This is a genomic window from Rothia endophytica (assembly GCF_928381505.1).
Classification (GTDB): Bacteria; Actinomycetota; Actinomycetes; order Actinomycetales; family Micrococcaceae; genus Rothia; species Rothia endophytica_A.
Map to the genome: position 1 here is coordinate 20,202 of NZ_CAKMSJ010000012.1, position 22,188 is coordinate 42,389.

Sequence of the window (22,188 nt, forward strand, 5' to 3'; positions counted from 1 at the left end):
TCGGTGCCCCGTCCCAAAGCTACCCTGCTAGACCGCCTGCGCCTGCCGTGCCGCTGCTAGGGCTGCTTCAGCACGTTCTTCGCGGCGGTGGCGCACCCAGATGCTGAAGGCAGTGCCCGCAACGGCAATCAGCGTCCAGCCCAGTAGCCAGAGCACCCCGCTAGCAATGCCCAGGGTTCCACCGGCAATGAGGGAACGCAGGCCTTCCAGGGAGTGGGTGAGTGGTAGCCAGGGGTGAACAGCACGTAGGAAGGCTGGGGCCGTTTCGATGGGGTAGGTACCGCCCGATGCCCCCACCTGCAGAACCGTCAGAATGAGCGCGATGAACCTGCCCGGGGCGTCCAGCAGGGCGATGAGCGCCTGGTTGATGGTCATAAAGGTGATGGAGGTCAGCATAGAGAAAGCGGCAATGCCCCAGAAAGAGACCATGTTGATGTCTACCATGAAGTGCAGGACCAGAGCAACCACCAGGCCTTGGATTGCGCCCATGACACCCACCGGGATGAGTGCGTTCAGTAGGGTGGCGAGGCCGGAGTGACCGCTGCGGGCGAACTTGCGGGAGATCGCCGGGTACATCATGAAGTAGGCAATCGCACCCACCCACATACCCAGTGACATGAAGTAGGGGGCCAGGCCGTGACCGTAAGTGGCTACTTCGTTGAGGCGGGACTTCTCTAGTGTGACCGGGTTGGAGGTCACGTTACTTAGCTGCTGCGCCTGCTCGGTACTAAAGGCGGGAACCTCATCTACTGCTTCACCCAGGGAGGTGGAGAGCTTCTGGTTGCCCTCCTTCAAATCCCCCAGGCCAACGGAAAGTGAGCTCGCGCCGTCCACCGCACTGCCTGCGCCGGTATTGAGCTGCCCCGCACCGTCTGCAAGAGTCTGCGCCCCGGAGGCCAGTTCGCTGGTTCCATCTGCCAGGGTGCCGGCACCTGATGAGAGATCACCTGCGCCGCTTGCCAGCTTGCCGGTGCCATCGTGCAGGGCGGTAGCACCTGCTGATACATCAGATGCCCCCGCTGCCAGGGTTCCCGTGCCTGCCGCCAGGTCAGATGCGCCAGCAGCCAGAGTGTCAGTGCCGGTGGCAAGATCGGACGCGCCGCTTGCCAGTTTGTCCGTACCTTCAGAGAGGCCGGTGGCACCGCCCGCTAGCTTCTCGGTTCCCTGCGCTAGAGCGTCCGCCCCATCGGAAGCCTGGGAGACAGCATCTGCCAGGGTGCTCATACCGGCAGGGAGAGCGGCTGCCTTATCCTTCAGTTCGGTGGCACCAGCTGATAGGGTGTCGGCCCCGTCAGAGAGTGTGGTTGCTCCGGTGGCCAGGGACGACGCGCCGGTCGCCAGGGTGCCTGCCCCGGCGGAAAGTTTGGTGAGGCCACCGTTTTGGTCACCCACAAGGGCAGTGGTGCCCTCGGCTAGGGTGCTTGCACCCGCGTTGGATGTGCTGGCGCCGGTGCTGACCGCGTCAGCTCCGACTTTAAGTTCCTGAACGGCAGCCAGCTTCTGTTCGTCAGTCAGTAGAGCCCAGTTATCAATCAGAGTCTGAGCGCCGGTGGAAACTTTGTCTGCACCTTCCGCCAAGACTCCCGTGCCATCACGCAGAGCCACAGCACCGGCGTCCAGCTGCTGTGCACCTTCAAGAGCCGCAGCAGAACCTTCGGATAGGGCAGAGGCTCCCTCAGAAACTTGCCCGGCACCCTCTTCCAGATCCTGTGCGCCGGTGGCAAGGCCCGCGGCACCATCAGCCAGCGACTGCGTGCCAGCAGCCAGTGCATCGGCCTGGGCGGGTAGCTCAGAAACCTCGGTATTAAGTTGATCCAAGCCGGTCGCCAAAGAACCGGCACCCTCATTCACCGAGGTAGCTCCGGTGGACAGAGCGCTCGCGCCCTCATTCACCGAGGTGGCTCCGGTGGAGAGAGCACCCGCGCCCTCCTTAGCACTGGTTACTCCTTCTGAGAGCTGACCTGCGCCGTCATTGATACTGCTGGCGCCTTCAGCTACCTTGCTGCTGCCATCGTCTAGAACGCCGGCTCCGTTATTCGCATCGTTTGCGCCGGTCGCCAAAGAACCCGCACCCTGCGCCAGTGAACCGGCACCATCACGAGCGCTGGCAGCTCCACTGGCAAGGTCGCTAGAGCCGGACGCCAGCGAATCGGCGCCGCTCTTGAGGTCATTCAGGCCCAGAACCAGCTCGTCACTGCCGTCTTTAGCACTGGTAGCACCGTCGGTCAGCTGACTCGCGCCGTCGGCAGCTTCACCCAGAGAATCGTGCAGGGTCGTGAAACCGGCGTAGATGTTTTGCAGGTACTGATCCGTTACCTGCTCTTTGAGGCGGTCAGCCACCGAGGTGCCCAGAACGTTGGCGATATTGCCAGCGATAAGATTAGACCCATCATTGGTGGCGATATCTAACTGTGCCTTGCGGGCCGCCGCTGGATCGTTGTCTGAAACGGAAACTACGTTGGCAGAGAAATCTGAGGGGATGGTCAAAACTGCCATGATCTGACCGTCCTCAAGTGCCTTGCTGGCTGTGTCCGCCTCCATCACCCGCCAGTTGAAATTGCTGGTGCTGGTGTTGCTCAGTAGCTCATCTGTGATGTCTGCCCCCAGATTGAGCTGATCACCCTCTGATGGTTGCGCAGGCTGATCCTCGTTGACGATGGCAGCAGGCACAGTATCAATCCTGCCCGTGGGATCATAGTTAGCCCAGGTCAGTCCCCCTGCGTAGAGGGAAGGGATGATGATGACCGCTAGTAGTACCAGGTACTTCATAACGCTAAAGCGGTCGTTGAGCTGCGGTTTTTTAGCTCGGCGTGACGACATCTTAAATCTTCTTTCGGCTTTTAAAATCTTGTGGCAGGTAGGTTCGGCTCTGCTGGTTTAGTAGGCTGCCGCGCGGACCATGGCGGTGAGCCGCTCTGCCATAGCCTCGGGGGCGTTATTCTCGGTGAAGTCCGTGCACAGCCAGCGCATTGCTGACCAGCTCATGCCAGCAGCAATAAACTCGGCGTAACTTTCGTGTTCTGTGGTCTTGGAGTGCACCCCGGCTGCAAAGGGGGAGTGGTTGAGCAGACGGTCACTGAGAAAGCCAATGAGTTCACTGATCAGAGCGGAGTCACCGGCGGTTTTGAGTACGTTGCGGTAGAAGGTTGCATCGTCACGCAACTCGGTCAGGAGGGCGGTGGTGAATCGACCGGTAAAGCCCTCTGCATCGGGGGTGAGGTTTTGTGCGTCAACGGCGGCGAAGGTTGCTGTCAGCTTTTCAAGTGCGGCGGCGCGGGTGAGTGCCGTGGTGTCTGCGAAATGCTGGTAGAAGGTGGGGCGGCTGACGCCGGCTGCCTTCACGATGTCAGTGATATTGACGGCGTCAGGGGTTTGCTGTGCCAGGACGTCGGTGATGGCGTGGATGAGGGCGGTGCGGGAGCGTGCGGGGCGGGGATCGGTGGTCATGAGTCTCTTCTACCTAGATTTTCCTTACGTTTGTAAAGTTTACACATGTAAGGAAAATCTGCAAGCGGGGTACGGGTGGTTTTAGGGTGATTGGAGTACTCCTAGGGCCCAGCCAAGCAAACATACGGTGCACCAAATCAGGAGTTAACCGATAGATTGGGTTTATGCACCCTATCGTCAAGCTCACAACAGCCATACTTCTTGCTGCCCCAGTACTGGTGGGGGTCGCTGCCGCCCGCCGTGCCCTGCCCGCCGGTCTGAATGTCAGTGGGCGCGTCCACTCGGGCCGGGTGCGCCTTCTGGTTGACCTCACCTACCGAGCTGATGGGCAAAGTATCTCTGACCAGCAGATTTTTGACGCCGTGAAGCAGCTCATTGACCGAGCCGAACGCTTCCTGGTGCTGGACATGTTCCTCTTCAACGCCGATTACAGCCAGCCTGCCGGCACCTACCCCGCTCTAGCCCAGCGGCTGACCGACGCCCTCCTGGCTAAGCGAGCGGACGCGCCAAATGTTGCGATAGTGCTTATCATCGACCCCATGAACACTTTCTACGGCAGTACGCCCCAGCCTCATCTTGAGTCTCTGCGTGCCGCCGGGGTGCAGGTGGTTGAAACCAACCTTGACCCGCTGCGCGACTCCAACCCCCTCTATTCCAGCTTCTACCGCACCTATCTGCGGCACTTACCCGAGCTGCCCGGCGTCCTGCCCAATCCGTTGGCTCCTTCTGCTCCCAAGGTGAGCCTGGGCTCCTACCTGCGCCTGCTGAATTTCAAGGCCAACCACCGCAAGGTGGCTATCAGCGAGCGCGAAGCGGTGGTCAGCTCGTCTAACCCGCACGATGCCTCTGCTCCTAACAGCAACCTGGGTTTCTGGGTGACCGGCCCGGTGCTGGCTGATTTAGTAGCAAGTGAAGCAGCGGTGTATCGGTTCTCTGGCGGGGAGCCTGCGGTCTTTGAGCGCTTTACCTCTTCACTGGTACTTGATTCTGATGTAGATGCGGACGCCGCCGCGGCAGGCAGTGCGCAGGTTCAGCTGGTGACCGAGATGGGTATTCGTGATGCTGCCCTGGAGATGCTGGCTGGCGCCGGTTCCGGTGACCGGGTGATGATGGGGATGTTCTATCTTTCTGAGCGCAGCATTATCTCTGCCCTCAAGGGTGCTGCTGCCCGCGGGGCGCAGGTGCAGGTCATTCTGGACCAGAACATCGACGCCTTTGGGCGTAAGAAAACCGGGCTACCGGGCAAGCCGGTGGCGGCTGAACTGGTGAACGCCGGGGTAGAAGTGCGCTGGTACGAGACTCACGGCGAGCAGTTCCACCCCAAGTGCCTGGCAGTTTTTGCTGGGGGACAGTGCCAGATCCTTGCCGGGTCGGGAAACTTTACCCGTCGCAACGTGAGCGGCTATAACCTAGAAACCAGTCTGCGTGTGCAGCTTCCAGAAAGTTCAAACCTTGCCGAGGGGTCCGCGGCCATGTGGCAGATGATGTGGACCAACGACGCCGGTGCCCCTGCCCTCTTTACTGTTGACTATGCGGCGCACCCGGCGTCTACCGGGCTACGCGGCGCCCTACAGAACTTTGCCTACCGCGCCCAGGAGGCAAGTGGCGTCAGCACTTTCTAGGGTGTCTCTACCCGCCTGTAATATCCCCCGCCCGGTGGAGGTCGTGAGTCTACTGCTTGAGTAAGGTGGATATAACAGCTTGCCCATGATGACTAGAAAGGTGGAGACCATGACCGCTCGTAAACCCGCCCTGCTTCTGCTGGCTACCGCCGGCGTCCTGGCGTTGAGCCTGCCTGCCTATGCACAGGAACTGCCCGCCCCTCCACCCAACGGCAACGTGCTCGATAGCGCAGACCTGCTGACAGACGGCGAAGAAACCGAGCTGAGCGCGCTCATCGACCGCAAAAACTCTGGCACGGACGCCGCCCGCGTGGTGGTGCATACCATCGACAGCGCCCCTGGTGGCATTTCTGACTACGCCACCGCTCTGGGCAACGCCTGGGGTGTAGGGGAAGCGGGTGCAGACAACGGCGTGGTCGTGGTGGTTGATATGGGGGAGCGGGAAACCTACATTGCCGTGGCGGACGGCGCCGGTGAGCAGATCAGCGACCGTGAAGCTAAGGACGTTGCCGGTAAGGTTCTCAGCCCCGCCCTTGCTGATGAAAACTATGCCACCGGGCTGACCGACACCGTCACTGAGCTTTACCTGCTGGCTGACGGTGGGGAGAGCGCCTATGACGAGGGTGAAGGTGCACCCAGCTATATTGGCTGGGTCGTGGGCGGAATACTGGCTCTTCTTGGCGCCTTCATGGGCATCTGGATCTGGCTGGACTACCGTAAGGTAGCCCGCAAAGCCAAGGACGAGATGCGGCGGCACCAGGAGGAAAACCCTGGCTTGGAAATCTCCGACGAGATGCGCGCCGCCTACATCAAATACCGCTACGCTAACCGCAAGCCACCTGCTGAGGGCACTGAAGAGCAGGAAGAAAAACTGCGTGAGGAAGAAGAGAAAACCGGTAAAGAGTACACCCGCTATGCCGGCACCTTTAATAGCTGGTTGCCGCTCTACACGGTAGCTCCTCTGCTCTATTCAGGTAGTAACGTCACGCCCAGTAGCGGTAGTGATTACACCGGCGGTAGCGGGTTTAGCTCCGGCTCTTCCTTTGGTGGTGGCGGTGGCTTTAGTGGCGGTGGCGGCGGGTCCAGCTTCTAGGGCAGGACGCCGGGCTAGACCAGCACCAGCGTGCTAGCCAGGCCAACCGCGGCGGTGACTATCGTCAATAGGAGCCCAAAGACCAGGGCGCGGCCGCCGGTGGTCACTACCGTTTTAAGGTTGACCGCTGTGCCCACCGCAGCCATCGCCAGAGTGAGCCCTGCCAGGGTGAGGGTATCCGCGGCATTGAAAACAGGCTCAAATGCACCGCTAAAGGGCGACCAGTCCACGGCAGAACGCAGCAGTATGGCAGCAACAAAACCCAGCACAAAACCCGGCACCAGGGGCGGGCGGGTGCCAGCTGCGCTCGCCTGACCTGCGCTCCGGCGTCCCTGACTGTAACCAACCAGGGCAACCAGCGGTGCCAACAGCACCACCCGCCCCAGCTTGGTGAGGGTTGCTGTTTGTGTGACCTGCTCGCCCATGAAGCCGCCAGCGGCAACCACCTGCCCCACTTCGTGAATGGAGGCGCCCAGCCAGACGCCTGCCTGGATACCGGACAGACCCAGTGCCCTTGCTAGGGCGGGCAGGGCAAACATGGCGAGAGTACCGCAGAGGGTGACCACGGCAAGGGCGGTAGCGGCGGCGGAATCTACTGTCTCATCTGCTACTCCGCGCCGGGGCTTTCCCTCTTGAACCACCGCAGACATACCCGCCACGGCGGACGCCCCGCAGATCGCGGTGCCGGTGCCAGTCAGGACGGTCACGGTGTGGGCAAGGCGCAACCACCTGCCCAGTGCCAGGGCAGCGGCGAAGGTGGCAGCCACCGTGATGAGCAGAACTAGCAGGGCACCAGAGCCCAGACTCAGCACATCGGGCAGAGACAGCCGCAAACCCAGTAGTACTACACCTGCCCGCAACAGGGTTTTAGAAGCGTACTTCAGCCCGGCGTCCGTGCCGGTGGGCAGTGCGCCAAGGTTGCGGGCAACCAGACCCAAGAGCACCGCAAAAAGCATAGGGCTGACCAGGTGAAAAGCGGGTACAGCGGTGAGCAGGTAGGCGGCGGTAGCCAGAAGAGCTGCAACCAGAAGGCCGAAGGCGTGGGAGCGGGTGAGCATGGTAATCCTGTGGGTGGGCGAGGTGCAGTGGTGCTCCCACTAATGTATCGTGTCTGTCCGGCTTCACTGCCGTGTGGTGCGGTGGCAGTGGGTCTAGTAGCGAACCTTTCCTTTCCGAGGATGCCCGGCGCTTTTTAGGCCAAACCCAGCAGGTGCCGGTGCGCCGTAGTGTCGCCGGTCAGCTCGGGGTGGAAAGAAATACCAATCATCTTGCCCTGCTGTACACCCACAATTTCCCCGCGGTAGCGCGCCAGGACGTCCACCCCGGCGCTCGCCTGCACAATCAGTGGGGCGCGAATGAAGGCGGCGCGCACGTCCACCTGGTCCCCCTGTTTGCCCCAGCTAAGGGTGGTTTCGGCAGAATTGACCTGCGGGCCAAAAGCGTTGCGCCGCACCGTCACTCCCAGACACCCGAGGGTTTGCTGACCTGCCGCAGGGTCTTCTACCTGGTCGGCCAGCATAATGAGCCCGGTGCAGGTGCCCAGGGTGGGCAACCCGCCGCCGATGGCGTCAATCAGGGGCTGGCGGAGACCAAAGAGGCGGGTGAGACGGTCAAGAACGGTGGATTCGCCGCCCGGTAGCACCAGGGCGTCCAGACCCTCTATCTGCTCAGGCTTTTTAACTAACCGAACCTGCGCCCCCAGGCTTTCTAGGAGGGTTGCGTGCTCGGCAACTCCACCCTGTAGGGCTAGAACACCCACGGTTTTGCCGGTTCCGGGTAGGTGGTTCACGGGCGCCTTTCTCTTGTAATTACAAAAAATTGAGGAGGGTGGTGTGCTCGCGGGCAAACCACCCTCCGCATGGTGCTGAGATACCCTGTCAGCTACCAGCCGCGTTCTGCAAGGCGGTGGGGTGCGGGTAGGTCAGAAACGTTGATGCCCACCATTGCTTCGCCCAGACCACGGGAGGCTTCAGCCACCACAGCCGGGTCATCATAGAAAGCGGTTGCCTTAACGATTGCCTTGGCGCGCGCCTCGGGGTTGCCGGACTTGAAAATACCGGAGCCCACAAAGACGCCGTCCGCGCCCAGCTGCATCATCATGGCAGCGTCCGCGGGGGTGGCGACGCCACCGGCGGTAAAGAGCACCACGGGGAGGTTGCCGGTGCGCGCTACCTCTTCGACCAGCTGATAGGGGGCGGCCAGCTCTTTAGCCTTGACGTAGAGCAGATCGGGAGCAGTGGCGTGCAGGGCCTGCAACTCGGCGATCTGGGTTTTGATGGTGCGAATGTGCTTGGTGGCTTCTGAAACGTCGCCGGTGCCAGCTTCGCCCTTGGAGCGGATCATGGCGGCACCCTCGGTAATGCGGCGCAGGGCTTCGCCCAGGTTGGTAGCGCCGCAGACAAAGGGCACGGTGAAGCCCTGCTTGTCGATGTGGTTGACGTAGTCAGCAGGTGAGAGCACCTCAGATTCGTCGATGTAGTCCACACCCAGGTGCTGCAGGATTTGGGCTTCAACAAAGTGGCCGATGCGGGCTTTAGCCATGACGGGGATGGAGACGGCATCGATGATGCCTTCAATCATGTCGGGGTCACTCATGCGTGCGACACCGCCCTGTGCACGGATGTCCGCAGGCACTCGTTCTAGTGCCATGACGGCGACGGCGCCTGCGTCCTCAGCGATTTTTGCTTCTTCGGGGGTGACGACGTCCATGATGACGCCGCCTTTGAGCATGTCAGCTAGCCCGGTCTTGAGCAGGGGTGAGCCGGTGGTTTCGGTGGTCTCGTTTTCAGTCATGGATTCTACTGTGCCCTGGATTACTGGTCTAAAAATAGTGCCAGTTTTGACAAAAGTTTTTAGACCATCTGTTAAGTTTGGTCCCACTCTTGCTTAGTGTCCACCAGTTCACTGGTGTTATGCCGCGAGACTTAAATCTAAGGGCTGACTGCCTGGATGAGCTGGACGGCTCCGTTAGAGATAGCGTAGCCACGGCCCTGGGTAATCTCAACGGGTGCCTTGCGCGGTAGGCGTGCGCCAAAGAGGTCGCCGTCAAGGTCGACGTTAGGCTGCAGGAGCACTCCGCATTTTGCTTTGCGCAGGGTTTTGGTCCAGTGGCTGTAGAGCGTGCGTAGCTCGTCTGACCTGCCGGCAGCGATAATGCAGAGGCCCGGCAGGGGCTGATCTAGCAGGCTGCTAATTGACTTATCGCCATCAGCAAAGCCGTCGGCGTCATCAATGAGAAGCACCGAGGGGCCGGTGGACAGACGCAACTGGGCGGTAAGCGCCGGGATTTCATCATCGTCCACGGCGAGGTGCTCAAAATTCTCCTGAGCCAGAGGTGAGCGCCGGGAGCAGATAGCCCAGACGGTGGGTGCCTGGCCGCCGTCTGCCACGTGGGCTTGTTCCAGGACGTTGCGGAGAGCCAGCAGGAGCGTGGACTTGCCAGAGCGGGCAGGTCCGGCAATCAGAATATGCTCACCCTGGTATGTTTCCAAGTAAACGGGCAGAAGGTCCTGCTCGCCCAGACCCACAGGGAGACGCCAAGGTTCACCCGAAATATCCGCATGGGCACCCAGTTCTGCCACCTTAACCTCGGTGGGTAGTTGGCCAATTACCTCGGGTTTAGGCTCAGCGGTAGGCCAGATAGCCTGGACCTTTCCTACCGCTTCAGCCAGGGAGGTATCGGGAGTTGCCACGTGCATTTGCAGCAGGTGCTCGACGCTCACGCATCGGCCTGCGATGGGCGCAGGGACGGTCTTGCCCTTGACGCCCTGGCCTGAGTAGTCGTAGGCATCGGCCAGGCGGTAGAGCCACTTTTGGGTGGTGACTTCATCCATAGCGGTGGGTATAGCTTTGATACGCGGGGTGGCGATAGCAAAGTGCATGCCCAGGGACGGGCCCTCGGCGTAGGCGCGGTAGAGCAGGTTGAGCAGAGTTTGCCCGTCGTAGTCGTCAAATTCATCGCGCAGGCTTGCCAGACCGTCAATGAGAATGAGCAGGGGTTTTTCGGGGGCTGAACTGGCGCGGCGGCGTTCTAGCTCTGCCTGCAGGAACCGCAAAAACCTGACGCGCTGTTCTTTAGCGCGCCCACCGTGCCCCACGTAGGCAATGGTGTGGGGCAGCATCTGTAGATCTTTGAGGCCGCCTGCGCCAACGTCCAGCACCATGATGTCTACTTCTGCAGGGGAACTATGGCGGGCTGCGGTGAGAGCCAGGGACGCCAGGGTGGTGGTCGTGCCGCTGCCGGGAATGCCAACCAGCATGAGGTTACCCTTGCCCAGATCCCAGCCTGTGGAGATTTGACGTTGCAGGTGGGGCTGATCGGCTAGTGCAAAGTGCAGGTGCTTGCCGTCAAAAGAGCCAACCGGCTGCTGGGTTTTACCCAGATCGGTGACGATGGGTTCTGAGAAACCGTCTAGGGCTACGCGCTTGCCCAGGGCTTCGGGCCAGACCTGGCGGGGTTCTACCAGCCCCAGCTCCTGGTGGGCTTGACAGATGGCGGTAATCAGTAGGTCTAGGTCGTTTTCATCCGAGATAATTTTTGGTTTATCGACCAGGGATTTCTGGGGCACCCCAAAGATGCTGCTGTCTCTCAGCTCTAGCTGTGTGGCACCTTCGACCGGAGTTTGACCGGTAACCAAGGCAGTCTGAACTGCCGAGATGTCCTCTTGGCCCAGTTTCACGTAAGCGCGGCCCATCTGGGTGCGTTCAATGGCCGATGCGTCGGGCACGCCGATAACGTTAGAGGAGTCCTCTTTACTCTGCACGCGCAGGGCCACGCGCAGGTTGGTGTTGGCGAGAATGTCATCATTGACCACACCGGCTGGACGCTGGGTCGCCAGGATCATGTGCACACCCAGGGTTCGGCCCACTGCTGCCACGTTGACCAGGGACTGCAGCACGTCGGGGAAGTCCTTGGCCAGCATAGCGAACTCGTCGATGACCAGCAGGATGCGGGGCATAGGCTCGGGCGGGTTGGTGGCCATATAGTCTTTGATGTTATCGACGCCTTCACCCGCCTGGGAGAAGAGTACCTGGCGGCGGTGCATTTCGGCGTCCAGGGCCCGCAGGGCTCGGTCGGCGAGCTGTTCGTCCAGGTTGCTGATGGTGCCGATGGTGTGCGGTAGTCGTTCGCAGGCTTTGAAGGCGGCGCCGCCCTTGAAGTCGATGAGAATGAAGTTGAGCTCATCGGGTGAGTTGCGTGCGGCGAGACCTGCCACGAAGGTGCGCAGGAATTCGCTTTTGCCGGAGCCGGTGGTGCCACCGACCAGGCCGTGGGGGCCATCGCGCACAATATCGAGCACTACCTGACCGTCGTCGCCAATGCCGATGGGGGCTGAGACCCCGCTCTTTTCTTTCCACAGTTTTTGCACTTTTTGGGCGGTTGCTGGGGCTAGGTCAAAGAGCTCTGGGGCGCGTACCAGGCGGGGCAGGGCAGCGCCGGGGATGACCAGTTCGGGGTCATCGAAGTGGGCGAGCTGCATGGCGGCTGTCTCTGTCTGCTCGAGCCCCAGCCCGGCGAGCACCACATCTTTGATGAGGGTGCGGGTTTCGGGTTCGAAGATTTCGGCGTCGGCGTCCTCTCGTACGCGCACGATGCTGGTACAGGAGGCAGGCAGCTGTTCTTCGGAGCTGGCGATTACGATGCCAGAGACTGTGCGTGGCTCCTGCTGGTTCCCAAAGCCCAGGGACCGGCCAGTGGTTTCTCTGCCGTATCCCAGGAGGTCACGGGCCGGGGCGTCGCGCCCTTCGGTAAGCACCTCGGAGTCCAACACCAGCACCAGAGCTGGGGTGATGAAGTGGTCGATGTTTTGCAGGATGTTGCGCAGCATCTCGGTGCTGGTTTGGCGGCCCGAGGCCATCCAGCGTCCGCCGGTGACGCTGCCTGCTTGGCGGGTGTGGGGTAGCCAGGACGCCCAGCCCCAGTCCTGCTCCTTGCCGTGGTCGCAGAAGAGGGCGAGGGTGAGATCGGCCGGCCCTGCGTGGGTGGCCACTTGTAGGGCCAGGCTGCGGGCTAGGGCCAGGCTGCCTTCTCTTTGGCCAACGATACCCACGACGCCACCCTGGTTGAGGTTGGCCATGAGTGGGGCGCCTTTGAGGGTAAAGGAATCGTAGAGTTCTTTTGTTTCCTCTTCGAGATCCGGGTGGGCGCGTTTGTCGAGTTCGGGGCGCCAGTCCCGGTTGCCGGTTCCCACCCTGGTGAGCAGAAAGTCGGCGGAGTCTGCTCGGCGTTGCCAGAGCTGGGTTGAGGGTAGGGCGCTGCGGCGCAGCACGGTGGCGTTATCGGGGGTTAGTTCTTCTCTGCGGGCACGTTCTATCTCTGCGGCTTCTTCAAGGTCGCGCTCAAAGTCTGCCAGGGCGCCGGCAAACCGTTCTTCTTCTGCGGCCAGCTGTTTCTTGTAGCGGTGTTTACCTTCAAACCAGGTGCCGATGAGCACGAGCGGGCTGAGCAGGGCAAAGACCGCGAACCTGAGGTTACCCATGATGGTGACCATGGCAGCTGCCATGACTAGGGGAGCTAGCACCACTGCCAGGTTAAATCTGGAGTTTTCTGTGACCGGTTCTCGTTTGGGGGGAGTGACGTAACCGGGGAGCTCTGGCAGGGCTGGGCGGGGCGGGCGGTTGAAAGGAGCGGTTCTAGCGGGTGTGAGGTTGTGTAGGCGCCCGGGGGCAGGTGCTGTGAACTCGGTGAGGTGGGGCTGGAAAAACAGCGTGGAGCCGCCGGCTTGTACCTCTGCCGGTTCGGTAATGGTCACCGGGCTACCCGCTTCAAGTTTTTCACCCTGCAGGTAGGTCCCGTTGGTGGAGCCGCTGTCCTTGATCTCTAGCCCGTCGGGGGTAAGGGTGGCGGTGAAATGCTCCCAGGAGGCGCTACTGGTCGGCAGCACGATGTCCGCTTGCTCTGACCGGCCAAAGACCATGGGGCGGGTGCGGGTGACCGGTTTGATCTCGCCTGTTTCTAACCCGGCACTGACGCTCACCACCCAGCCCGGAAGAGTAGTGGTTTCAGGTAGGGGGGAACGCGCGATGCGCGAGCCTTCTAGCAGGGGCAGTTTCTCTAGCGTATCTTCTGCCTGTGCGAGGTGAGCGTCGATATAGACCTGCTCATTTTCGCCCAGCCGTGGCCCTCCTACGGCTTCAATCAGCTCGCCGAGCGTGGTGCTACCGCGCCAGCTATCAACATGAACTGAGCGGTGCAGAGAATCAATGCTTATGTGAATGCGCATAGGAGCCCTTTGGCTGTGGGAGGGGCAGGGAGGTGGTTAGGAGGCTGCGAACCAGACGATATGCGCCGATTCATCCCTAGGTGACGTGCGAATGGTGACATCCTCCAGCGTGGCGGAGAGCAGGGCCGGTGAGCCTGCCACTGCGTGCGGCTGGGAGAAATCAAGACCAGCGGCGGTGATGCCATCGGACGGGGAGAGGGTTAGCGTTCCCAGCTCCTTTTTGATATCTTTGGGTTTCGCCGAAGGTGCCTTTTCGGTTGCTCGTACCAGGGCTACAACGGCGTCGTGGCTTCTGGCGTCTGCGCTAGCTGCGACGTCGCTAAACGGCTGTTCGCCCAACGGCCCGTGGGCATCGGGGGAGTCACCCAGCATCTTGACCATTTGCAGGTAGGCAGACATGGAACGGCCCTGACCGTCGGCTTGCAGGGCTACCGAATCGCCGGTGTTAAACCCTACGGTCATAGCGTTGATGACGGTGGAGGGGTTGTCCCGGGTGAAGGTTTCGCTGAAGGCTGGGCTGGTGGCTTCGTTGCCGAGCACGATGCTGGCCTGGGTGCCTGCCTCTTGCAGGGCGCGGGTCAGTCGGGCCTGTGTGTAGGAATCTGCGTTGATGAAGATAGCTGCACCGGCCTTACCATCAGAGATACGGCGGGCGATATCTTGGGCAGTCTTATCGAGATCGCTAGAACTGTTGACCGTTACGGTTTCTTCTGCCCGCACCTCTGGCCCGGGGAAGCTTTCCTGGTCAATACGAACCACGCGGGAGGTGCCGCTGTAGTGGCTTTCGAGCAGGCTGGTGACGTCGCTGGGTGAAGGCGTCAGTGACCAGGCTCCGCCTACCGCGTCGGTGTAGGGGAGGATGACGGGGATCCCGCGTTCTTCGGCAGCCTTAACTGCCTCTTCTACGTGGTTGCCGCGGGAAGCGATGACAATCCCTGACACGTTCTGCTGTGCCAGAACCTCCACTGCCCGCGCAGCGCCTGCTGAGGTGCCTCGGTCATCCTCGGTGATAAGGGTCAGGTTGGCACCAGAACGGTTGAAACGTTCGATAGCTACCTGCGCTCCTGCCGCAGCTTGGTTCCATTCAGAGCCCTGCGCACCTTCGTTACCTACCGTGAGAATCAGGCCGATGGAGGAGTTACGGGCTTGCTCTGAGGCAGTGAGTTCTACGGGTACGGTGACTGCCACCGCGGCGTCCTTTTCTTGGCCCTGGTGCTTCACGATCGCTGCGACAACCAGCCCCACAATCAGCAGGATCAGGGCGAGTGGTACACCGATATTGAGGATTTTATTCTTCATCGGTTACTGCTCACCACCGATGGTGAAGGTGTAGATGGTCTTGACGGTGGCACCTGAGGACGCTGAAAGGTGGAAGGCAGGCAGAGCAGAGAGCTTGCGCAGGGAGGCGTTGTACTGCTCCTGCTTGAGGCGGATCGCACCCATATCCTCTTCGCGGATTGTGGCGTACTTTTCTGCATTCTGGGTAGCCAGTGAGAGCTGGTAGTCGGCGTTACCCGCACTACCCGCGTTATTTTGCAGGGAGCCAAGCAGGCCGGAGCCGTTGACTGAGGTGTCACCCACGTCCAGCATGAGTTTTTGCAGCTCGCCGGTGAGGGTTGCTGAGGCGCCGGCGACGTCCTGGGTGGCGGAGTCGTGGCTTTGCTGGATGCGCTCCAGGGAGGACTTAGTGCGGGCATCGGCTTCTTCTACCTGGCGCTGGGCGGCGGCGTTGAGCTTATCGCCCTGCTCTTTCAGCAGCACTTCGGTGCCGGTTGAGATGCTCTCTGAGGTGCCGGTGAGGTTGGTGACCTGCTGGGAGAAGAGGTCGGTAATAGTCAGCTCACTGTCCGTGCGCTGCTGGGAGACGTTACGTGCCTGGGTGGCGAGGATGCTGCTGATCTCTTCAACATTTTCAGCCGGCGCAGCTTCGATGATCTCAGCTAGAGCGTCGTTGAGTTTCTGCTGCTGGGCTGAGAGATCATCGAGGCTGGTGGAGAGGCTATCAAAGCTGGCGTGAAGCCCGGGCATGGCATCTTTAACGGCCTGGACGCTGGTGTCGGGTTCAGCCGGGGTTTCGGGGCTGGGCTCGGCGGTAGGTTCCTGGGTGGGTTCAGGTGCCGCGGTGGGTTCCTGCGGTTCGGGGGTTGCTGAGGGCGATGCCGAGGGGCTGGGCGCAGGTGACGCGGCTTGCTCTAGCAGGGTGCGCATGGCGGCAGTTTTTTCGCTGACCTGGGTGAGGTCTTCCTTTATAGCAGCGATTTTCTGGGTGGTCTCTGACTCTTCACCCGTCACGTCACTTGCGGTGAACACGCTGTTCCAGAGTTCTACCTGGTGGGTTAGACGCTGGCTCAGTGGCTGCTGGTAGTTCTCCGGGGTGGGGAGCTTTTCGTCGCTGGCGGGTTCAGCGATATCAGCGCAGGGGGTATCGGTTAGGTAGCCGCGCAGTCTCTCGACTTCCTCAGCGGGCAGTTTGCCTGCCTGTGCGGTGCCACCGTCTGAAAGCTGGCAGAGCTGGTCAGCAAGTTCCTGGTTCTGGGTGAGTATTGAACCGGTCTCGTCGGTGTCAACGTTGAGTTCAGCCAGGGCCTCCTGAGCGGTGGTGTTGATGCTGCCTAGCAACTCTTCAAGGTCAGCGATGTGATCGTTTGAAGCTTCGGTGTGCTGGTCAATGGCGTCCAGGCTGGCTAGTAGTTCTTGGGTAGGCAGGGGAGACGGCTGTGGGGTAGCTGTGGGGCTGACGCTGGGAGTAGGGCTGGGCTCGGTGCTGGGTGTAGCACTGGGGGTAGGTGAAGCTGATTCGGTGGGGGCGGGGGCTACGGGCTGCTGTAGCGCATCAACCTGCTGCTGCAGGGTATCGAGGGCAGCGCTGGCGCTCTGGTAGTTACCCAGAACCTCGCTGAGTGCACCGGGGTTCAGCTGTTCAATGAGCTGGTTGGTCTGCTGAGCGGACTGCAGCAGGCTGGCGGTGAGCACGACCTGGGAGTTAAAAACTGAGCAGGAGGCTGAGACTGAGTCCCTGCAGGTCTCCGGGGTGGGGTTTTCGGGGCCTAGCACGGTGTTGACGACCTCCACCACCTGGTCGCGACAGTCGATGTTGGCTTCGCTGTAGGCACCCAGGACGTTAGAGAGCTGCACCATGTTGGAGTAAACGGTGGAGCCGTTGGCGGGCTGGGCGATGTTGACTTCGCAAGTGCCGGCGTCAAAGACGGGGGCGGGAACATCGTCGCCTTCTTGACCAAAGAAGTTCTGCAGGGATTCAACGGTTTGTTGCATCTGGGCGACGAGTTCGTCTTGGGAGCCCTGGGCGCTTTCGTCCAGGTTAGTGCGCAGGCCTGAGAGCTTTTCTTGCAGGTCAGATAGCTGCCCGGTGAGCTGCTCTGAGCTCTGCTGCAGCTCTTGCACGGTGGAGGACTTGAGGGATTCTGAGGTGGTGTTGAGGTTATCGCGGATGTCCGAGATGGTGCTACCGGCGTCGGCAAGCGCCTGGTTGGCTTCAGCAACCACTTCAACGGTCTGCTGCATGAGTTCCATGGTGGAGTCTTGATTAGCACTGAATGCTGAGCTGACGGCTCCTGAGGAGGTCAGGTCGTTGGTGAGACCCGGGTGCACGGCGATATTGAACTCGGGGACTTTCAGGTCTTCTGCCTGCAGGTTCACAGTGAAGGTGCTGCTGGCGCTGGTGCTGGGCCCTGCCAGGATTTTTGCCCACTGCAGGGAGGCGTCACCGTTCTCGTTGGTGCTGATAATGCCGTTGGTAGTTCCGTTGCCCACGGTGGCTTCTGAGAGGATGCTCTGCGGCTTGACGCCTTCGAAGGTGGTGGACGCAGCAACGGATAGGGGTGCCCCGACCAGGGTGCTCTTGGTTTTCTGGGTGCCCGCGACATCGTAGGTGAGGTCCTCGGGCTGCACGGTGAGATTCTCCACGGTGATGTCGATGCTGACATCACCGGTGTAACCGTCTAGGTCGTTGAGGTCGTTACCGGAGCCGTGATCGGTGGTGTAGCGGGTGGTGATGCGCACGGGCAGGTCGTTGACGGCGTCCCGCAGGGCGTAGGTCTGCTCTTCGCTGGAGGACTTGCCACTGAAGGCGTCAAAGGAGACCACGGTGGAGCTGATGTCTGAGATTTCTGCGGACGAGGTGAGGCCCACGTTGACGTTTTGTAGCACGTTGGAGGCGTTCATCACGGCAGTGTTGTCTGAGGTGCACCCAGCCAGCATGAAGGTAGCTGCGACGGCCAGCGCCGATGCGGCTTTTATGCGACGTGAAGAAGTACGGCCGTGAGGACTTTTGTTGGTGAAAAGCATGCAGTTTCCGTCTCAGATGATGTGTGTGGAGCCGAAGTAAATACTAGCTTAGAAAACGTTGTTATCTCAGGGTTTTAGATGTATATCATCATCACTCCTAGCCGTGGTGAACTAGACTGTTGGGAGGTTTTAGATGAGTAATGTTTGAGGAGCTGGCATGGCAGCAACTGCCCCTGGGGTACCGCTGGGAGCGTCCTATACCCTGGTGAGTTTGGTAGGTAAAGGTGCCTCTGGCCAGGTGTGGTCCGTGCAGCATGCTCGCCAGAAAGCTCCTCTGGTGGCCAAAATTTTGCACTCTCACTTAGCTGAGGACGCCGCGGTGGTGGAGCGTTTTGTGCGGGAGCGTTCTGTGCTGATGGGCCTTGAGCACCGTCATATTGTGACAGTTCATGACCTGGTGGTTGAGGGTAGCACCCTGGCTTTGGTGATGGACTATTACGGTGGTGGGTCGCTGCGCGATGTGCTGGTGCAGCGGGGCACTGTGAGGCCTGCTGTGGCGCTGCGGCTAGTGGCGACCGTGCTAGAAACTCTTGCTTACGCTCATGGGCAGGGTGTGGTGCACCGCGATATTAAGCCCGATAACATCCTCTTTGAGGGTGAATCGGAGCAGTTGCAGCCGGAGGCCTTGCGGGTGACTGACTTTGGTATTTCGTCCATTATTAGGGCTGATCAGGCCAACACCACGGGGATTGTGGGCACCCCCTATTATCTGCCGCCGGAGCTTATTCAGAGTGGCACCAGTGGGCCTGCCGGTGATGTGTATTCCGCGGGCATTATGCTCTATGAGCTGCTGGCTGGGCGGACGCCTTTTGCCGGGGAGGGCACGGATTTCACGGTAGCTTACCGCCATGTGACCACCGAGGTGCCGCCGCTTGAGTTGCCTGACCCGGTGATGCAGGAGCTTCTGTCGCTGCTGGATAAGAACCCGGCGCGCAGGCCTCACCCCCTTGACGCGGCGGCTCGTCTGCGCACTTTAGCTGACCGGTTTGAGAAGACGCCGGCTCTAGCGCCGGTTCAAGACCCGCAGGCCTTCACTGAGGCGCACCGCCCGCAGACGGTGGTGCGCGGCTTGAGCCCCGCACTGACCTCCGATGATATTCAGCAGGTGCAGGACCCCGACGCCCCGGTGCTTGGCGCGGCGGCGGGTGCAACGATCATTAGGCCCCAGCAGATTGAGCGGCCGGCTTACAAGGTTGAATACCCTGCTGATGATGAGGCTAAGGACGCTAAGAAGCCGCGTTCCAAGGCCCTGTGGCTGGGCGTTTTGGGGGTAGTCCTGCTGTTGGGAACGGGTTTTGGTATCTACTGGGCTGTTACTTCTAGTAGCGGCCCGTCGGAGCCTTTCAGTGCTACGGGCAACCAGGAGTCACCGCTGCCCACCGGTTTGTCGGTGCGCCGTGAGGCCACCTACAACCCCAGCTCTTCAACTATTGACCTCACGATTACTTACAGTGCCCAGAAAGCGCCGTTGTCAGGGGAGTTTCTGGAGGTTGTGCCGGTAGTGACCGAAGGGGCCTCTTGCCCCAATGTCACGTGGAGCCAGGCTTCTGGCCAGCGTAACCAGCCCATGGTGACGGACATGAATGTTGAGTGCGGCTGGACCTTGCAGGGTATTGATATTAAGCCTAACCAGCAGGTTGAGGTGAAGGGGTCTGTGGCGGCTGAGGTTGCTGATGAGCAGCAGTTGGAGGGCTGGCTTGAGCAGGTGTCAGAGCAGACCCAGCAGGCGATTGCGTCTGAGGAGTACAAGAGCACTTCTTACCCGGTGCAGCGGCTGACGGATGTAGTGGTGAAGGTACCTGCTCGTACGGTGGGGCAGAGCGCCCTGCCTATTACACTTTTGCCGGTGTGGCCCAGCGGCGAGGACAGCCTCAATCCGCTCTTTTCGTCGGAGAGCGCTGGTAAGCCGTCGGGCATGTTGCAGGCGGTGGCTGGGGATGAGAACCCGGTGCGGTTCTCTGACGGTTGCGCGGGGCACCTGATGGTGGACGCCAGCGGCCTTAAAGTGACTGCTTTGTCGGTGGCGGATCAGTGCGCGGTGAATGCTCAGGTGGGTAATTTTACTGATCTGCGTAGCAGTAATTTCACGATTAGTACCAGGGACTAAACCGGTGCCGGTGCTTAGCCGATGGTGTGGCGGGTGGGTCGAGCTCGGCTGCGAAAAAGCTGAAGCCGTTCGTAGAATCTCATTCGTGCGTTTGAGCTCGGCGTTTTCTTTGTTCAGGCGCCGGTTTTTCTGTTGCCATATCGGTGGTGGTGCTGGGAGCGTTGTCAGCATCGATTTCGGCTTGTTTGTGCCATTTTTACAGAGTTTCAGGCCCGATGCCGAGGTGTTCTCCAATGTTTCGGCATGCAGTGTAGGTGCCTGTCTCGGGGATGTTTTCGAGATGGTCGGCCAGTTGTCGTAGGGTTCGGGTTTTGAGTTCGGCGGGGTATTGGGTGAGCATGGGTTTGTTCCTTTGCTCTTTTTGTTTGTTTCCAATTTACGGGAGCGAAACTAAACCCAGTACATATCATGTTTTAGTGCTCTTGTAATTATCGGAACTAAACCACGTACATATCACTAAACCCTTCGTCGCCGGATCCGTCGCTACCTTCCTAAACACCTGAGAAATCTGCTGACCCACACCACCAGCATCAAAACTATAAACACGAAGACGCGGTAGGCAGGTGAAGCAGAAGGTAAATGCGCTACAAAGGAGCAGAACTGTACGCCTGTCAGGACGACGCGACCCCAGCCACCCGGAACAAAAGAAAGAAGGGGATATTTGGTGCCCAACAAGACCCCAGCACCCCAAATATTCACAAACCCTTATCAGACATCCCAACAAGCACCCTTAACAACTCCCCAAAACGGTCAGGAGAAAAGACCGCGCGAACAGGCTCCACCTCTACGTCCATAAAACACAGCACCCACCACCCAGCAGGAACACCCACCACCTGCTGCTCAAATAAAGAAGACGCAGGAGCCCAATCCACATTAGCAACAAAAACAGGACCATCCGAAGACGCAACAGACTCAACAATCTCACCCATACCTACATGAGACTCAGAAAACTCTGAAGCAAAAAATTCAGCCCATGAATCCCCCACAGTAATCTTGAGGAGATAATGAACCTTTCTGCTGCCTAATAACGTTTTCTTTTCCTTTGAAGATATATCAAAATATATTTCTTGACCCCAAGAATCCTGAAAACTAAAATTCACCTTTCACTCCTCCCCATCTGGGTGCTCTTCCTATTTCTCACATCAGCACCAAATTGCATCCCCGGCAAATACCCCGTAAAGAAGACAGGAAGGGCACGGTGCCAGGCAGTCTCACCAGCAGAACTTGCACCAAAGACAGCAATAAAAAGAATAAATGTTATCCACCCAGCCTTATTCGGGCTAAGGTATCGGAAGAGTAAATAACCTATAAAAATAAAAACGACAGCAACAGTAAATAATTCCCTGAAGTAATCCCACCCTATAAAACTACAGAGCATGATAAACAGACCGCCAGTAAGAGAGCACAGAATTAGCAAGTCTTTAGATTTTTTACTCATCTTTAAGGGTATCTCCTAACGATATATCACTTACACCAGATAGAACTGAACCTTGCGCTCCACCTCTCCACATGCGGGAAGATTGAACCCCTGTAAATGCGCCACGGAAAGTGCTCGGAGATGTCCAGCTAGCTTGATTCAGTGTATTACTGTTGACAGGCTTTGAAACAGGAACTTGAGAAAAAGCAGCAGAAGCCCCACCTGAGACTAGAATTTTTCTGAGGTTTGTCTCTTCGCCAGAGATAGTAGAGCTCAACGCTTCAGAACCGACACCACCAGCAAAATTCATTCCAATTTCTGTTACCTTCTGATTCAGATAGGTAGATCCTTTTGCTAGAGTCCCGGAACCTGGCCCGAAAAAGCCACCAACGGTAGCTCCGAATCCACCGCCTACGCTGTTCCCCATAAATTTATTGAAACTCCACTTCTCACCCTTGATAGCAGATTGGGCAGAATACGTAGCACCACCACCTATTGCGCCGGTAGTAAAGTTAATGCCAGCGTTAACTGCAACAGAGCCCACGAATCTTGAGGCTGATTTTGTAACTGCCATAGTTAATTTTGTAGCTGCTGTACCCGCCCCAGCAATAACACCTGTTGCTGCTCCGACCAAGGTATCCAAACCAACCTTGCCCCAATCAACACGACCATCCCCACCCCTATTAGTCAGAATCGACAAACCACCAGAGAGCAAACCACCACCAACAGCACCAGCAACAATTAACCCTACCGGCCCGGTAGCGACCAAAGCAGCAACAGAAACCACAGTCCCGGCAATAATGGCAGCAGTAGCGATAGCCTCTGCGTGTTCATCAGCCCACTGGCGCACACCAGAGACAATCCGCTCACCAGCACGGCCCCGAGTATCAGCACGATACTCCCTAAACTCACCAGCGGTCATCGGCGACAAACCCCACGGATCCACCAACCCCACCGGATCATTCCCCACAAAC

General features: G+C 59.4%; 15 protein-coding genes. 3 read left to right on the forward strand and 12 right to left on the reverse strand.

Annotated features, from left to right (window positions below):
- Window positions 1–27: 27 nt before the first annotated feature.
- Entirely contained in the window at window positions 28–2,820 is a 2,793-nt protein-coding gene (locus tag L6990_RS11365) for a YhgE/Pip domain-containing protein (protein ID WP_237204322.1), read from the reverse strand.
- Between the two features lie 57 nt (window positions 2,821–2,877).
- Window positions 2,878–3,447 carry a TetR/AcrR family transcriptional regulator gene (locus L6990_RS11370; protein WP_237204323.1) on the reverse strand — a complete coding sequence of 190 codons (570 nt, stop codon included), beginning with the start codon at window positions 3,445–3,447 and terminating at the stop codon, window positions 2,878–2,880.
- Window positions 3,448–3,611: 164 nt separating this feature from the next.
- On the opposite strand from L6990_RS11370, the gene L6990_RS11375 reads away from it, so the two are divergent.
- Together L6990_RS11375 and L6990_RS11380 are read left to right on the forward strand one after the other, a co-directional pair.
- Entirely contained in the window at window positions 3,612–5,069 is a 1,458-nt protein-coding gene (locus tag L6990_RS11375) for a phospholipase D-like domain-containing protein (protein WP_237204324.1), read from the forward strand.
- A gap of 109 nt (window positions 5,070–5,178) precedes the next feature.
- A complete protein-coding gene (locus tag L6990_RS11380) occupies window positions 5,179–6,162 on the forward strand; it encodes a TPM domain-containing protein (protein WP_237204325.1) in 984 nt (327 codons plus the stop codon).
- Window positions 6,163–6,176: 14 nt separating this feature from the next.
- Here L6990_RS11380 and L6990_RS11385 read toward each other — a convergent pair whose 3' ends face one another.
- The 6 genes from L6990_RS11385 to L6990_RS11410 form a co-directional block, all read right to left on the reverse strand.
- The gene (locus tag L6990_RS11385; RefSeq protein ID WP_237204326.1) at window positions 6,177–7,220 is read right to left on the reverse strand and encodes a YeiH family protein; all 1,044 of its coding nucleotides are present in this window, start codon (window positions 7,218–7,220) and stop codon (window positions 6,177–6,179) included.
- A gap of 134 nt (window positions 7,221–7,354) precedes the next feature.
- Complete coding sequence (gene pdxT, locus L6990_RS11390) at window positions 7,355–7,951, reverse strand: pyridoxal 5'-phosphate synthase glutaminase subunit PdxT (protein WP_237204327.1); 597 nt, start codon at window positions 7,949–7,951, stop codon at window positions 7,355–7,357.
- A gap of 92 nt (window positions 7,952–8,043) precedes the next feature.
- Window positions 8,044–8,955, reverse strand: a complete 912-nt coding sequence (gene pdxS, locus L6990_RS11395; protein WP_237204328.1) for a pyridoxal 5'-phosphate synthase lyase subunit PdxS — start codon at window positions 8,953–8,955, stop codon at window positions 8,044–8,046.
- 137 nt (window positions 8,956–9,092) lie between these two features.
- Window positions 9,093–13,385 carry an FtsK/SpoIIIE domain-containing protein gene (locus L6990_RS11400; RefSeq protein ID WP_237204329.1) on the reverse strand — a complete coding sequence of 1,431 codons (4,293 nt, stop codon included), beginning with the start codon at window positions 13,383–13,385 and terminating at the stop codon, window positions 9,093–9,095.
- Between the two features lie 36 nt (window positions 13,386–13,421).
- Window positions 13,422–14,684, reverse strand: coding sequence for an ABC transporter substrate-binding protein (locus tag L6990_RS11405; protein ID WP_237204330.1), 1,263 nt, complete (start codon window positions 14,682–14,684; stop codon window positions 13,422–13,424).
- Window positions 14,685–14,687: 3 nt separating this feature from the next.
- Window positions 14,688–17,690, reverse strand: a complete 3,003-nt coding sequence (locus tag L6990_RS11410; protein ID WP_237204331.1) for a hypothetical protein — start codon at window positions 17,688–17,690, stop codon at window positions 14,688–14,690.
- 157 nt (window positions 17,691–17,847) lie between these two features.
- Between L6990_RS11410 and L6990_RS11415 the strand changes: the two genes are divergently transcribed.
- The gene (locus L6990_RS11415) at window positions 17,848–19,797 is read left to right on the forward strand and encodes a serine/threonine-protein kinase (RefSeq protein WP_237204332.1); all 1,950 of its coding nucleotides are present in this window, start codon (window positions 17,848–17,850) and stop codon (window positions 19,795–19,797) included.
- A gap of 196 nt (window positions 19,798–19,993) precedes the next feature.
- Here L6990_RS11415 and L6990_RS11420 read toward each other — a convergent pair whose 3' ends face one another.
- The 4 genes from L6990_RS11420 to L6990_RS11435 form a co-directional block, all read right to left on the reverse strand.
- On the reverse strand, window positions 19,994–20,137 hold the full coding sequence (locus L6990_RS11420; protein WP_237204333.1) for a hypothetical protein: 144 nt from the start codon (window positions 20,135–20,137) through the stop codon (window positions 19,994–19,996).
- Between the two features lie 355 nt (window positions 20,138–20,492).
- Window positions 20,493–20,897, reverse strand: coding sequence for a hypothetical protein (locus tag L6990_RS11425; protein WP_237204334.1), 405 nt, complete (start codon window positions 20,895–20,897; stop codon window positions 20,493–20,495).
- Window positions 20,894–21,235 carry a hypothetical protein gene (locus tag L6990_RS11430; RefSeq protein ID WP_237204335.1) on the reverse strand — a complete coding sequence of 114 codons (342 nt, stop codon included), beginning with the start codon at window positions 21,233–21,235 and terminating at the stop codon, window positions 20,894–20,896. The genes L6990_RS11425 and L6990_RS11430 overlap by 4 nt, the downstream gene beginning before the upstream one ends.
- On the reverse strand, window positions 21,228–22,188 hold a 961-nt coding region (locus L6990_RS11435; RefSeq protein ID WP_237204336.1), incomplete at its 5' end, for a hypothetical protein. The genes L6990_RS11430 and L6990_RS11435, both read right to left, overlap by 8 nt.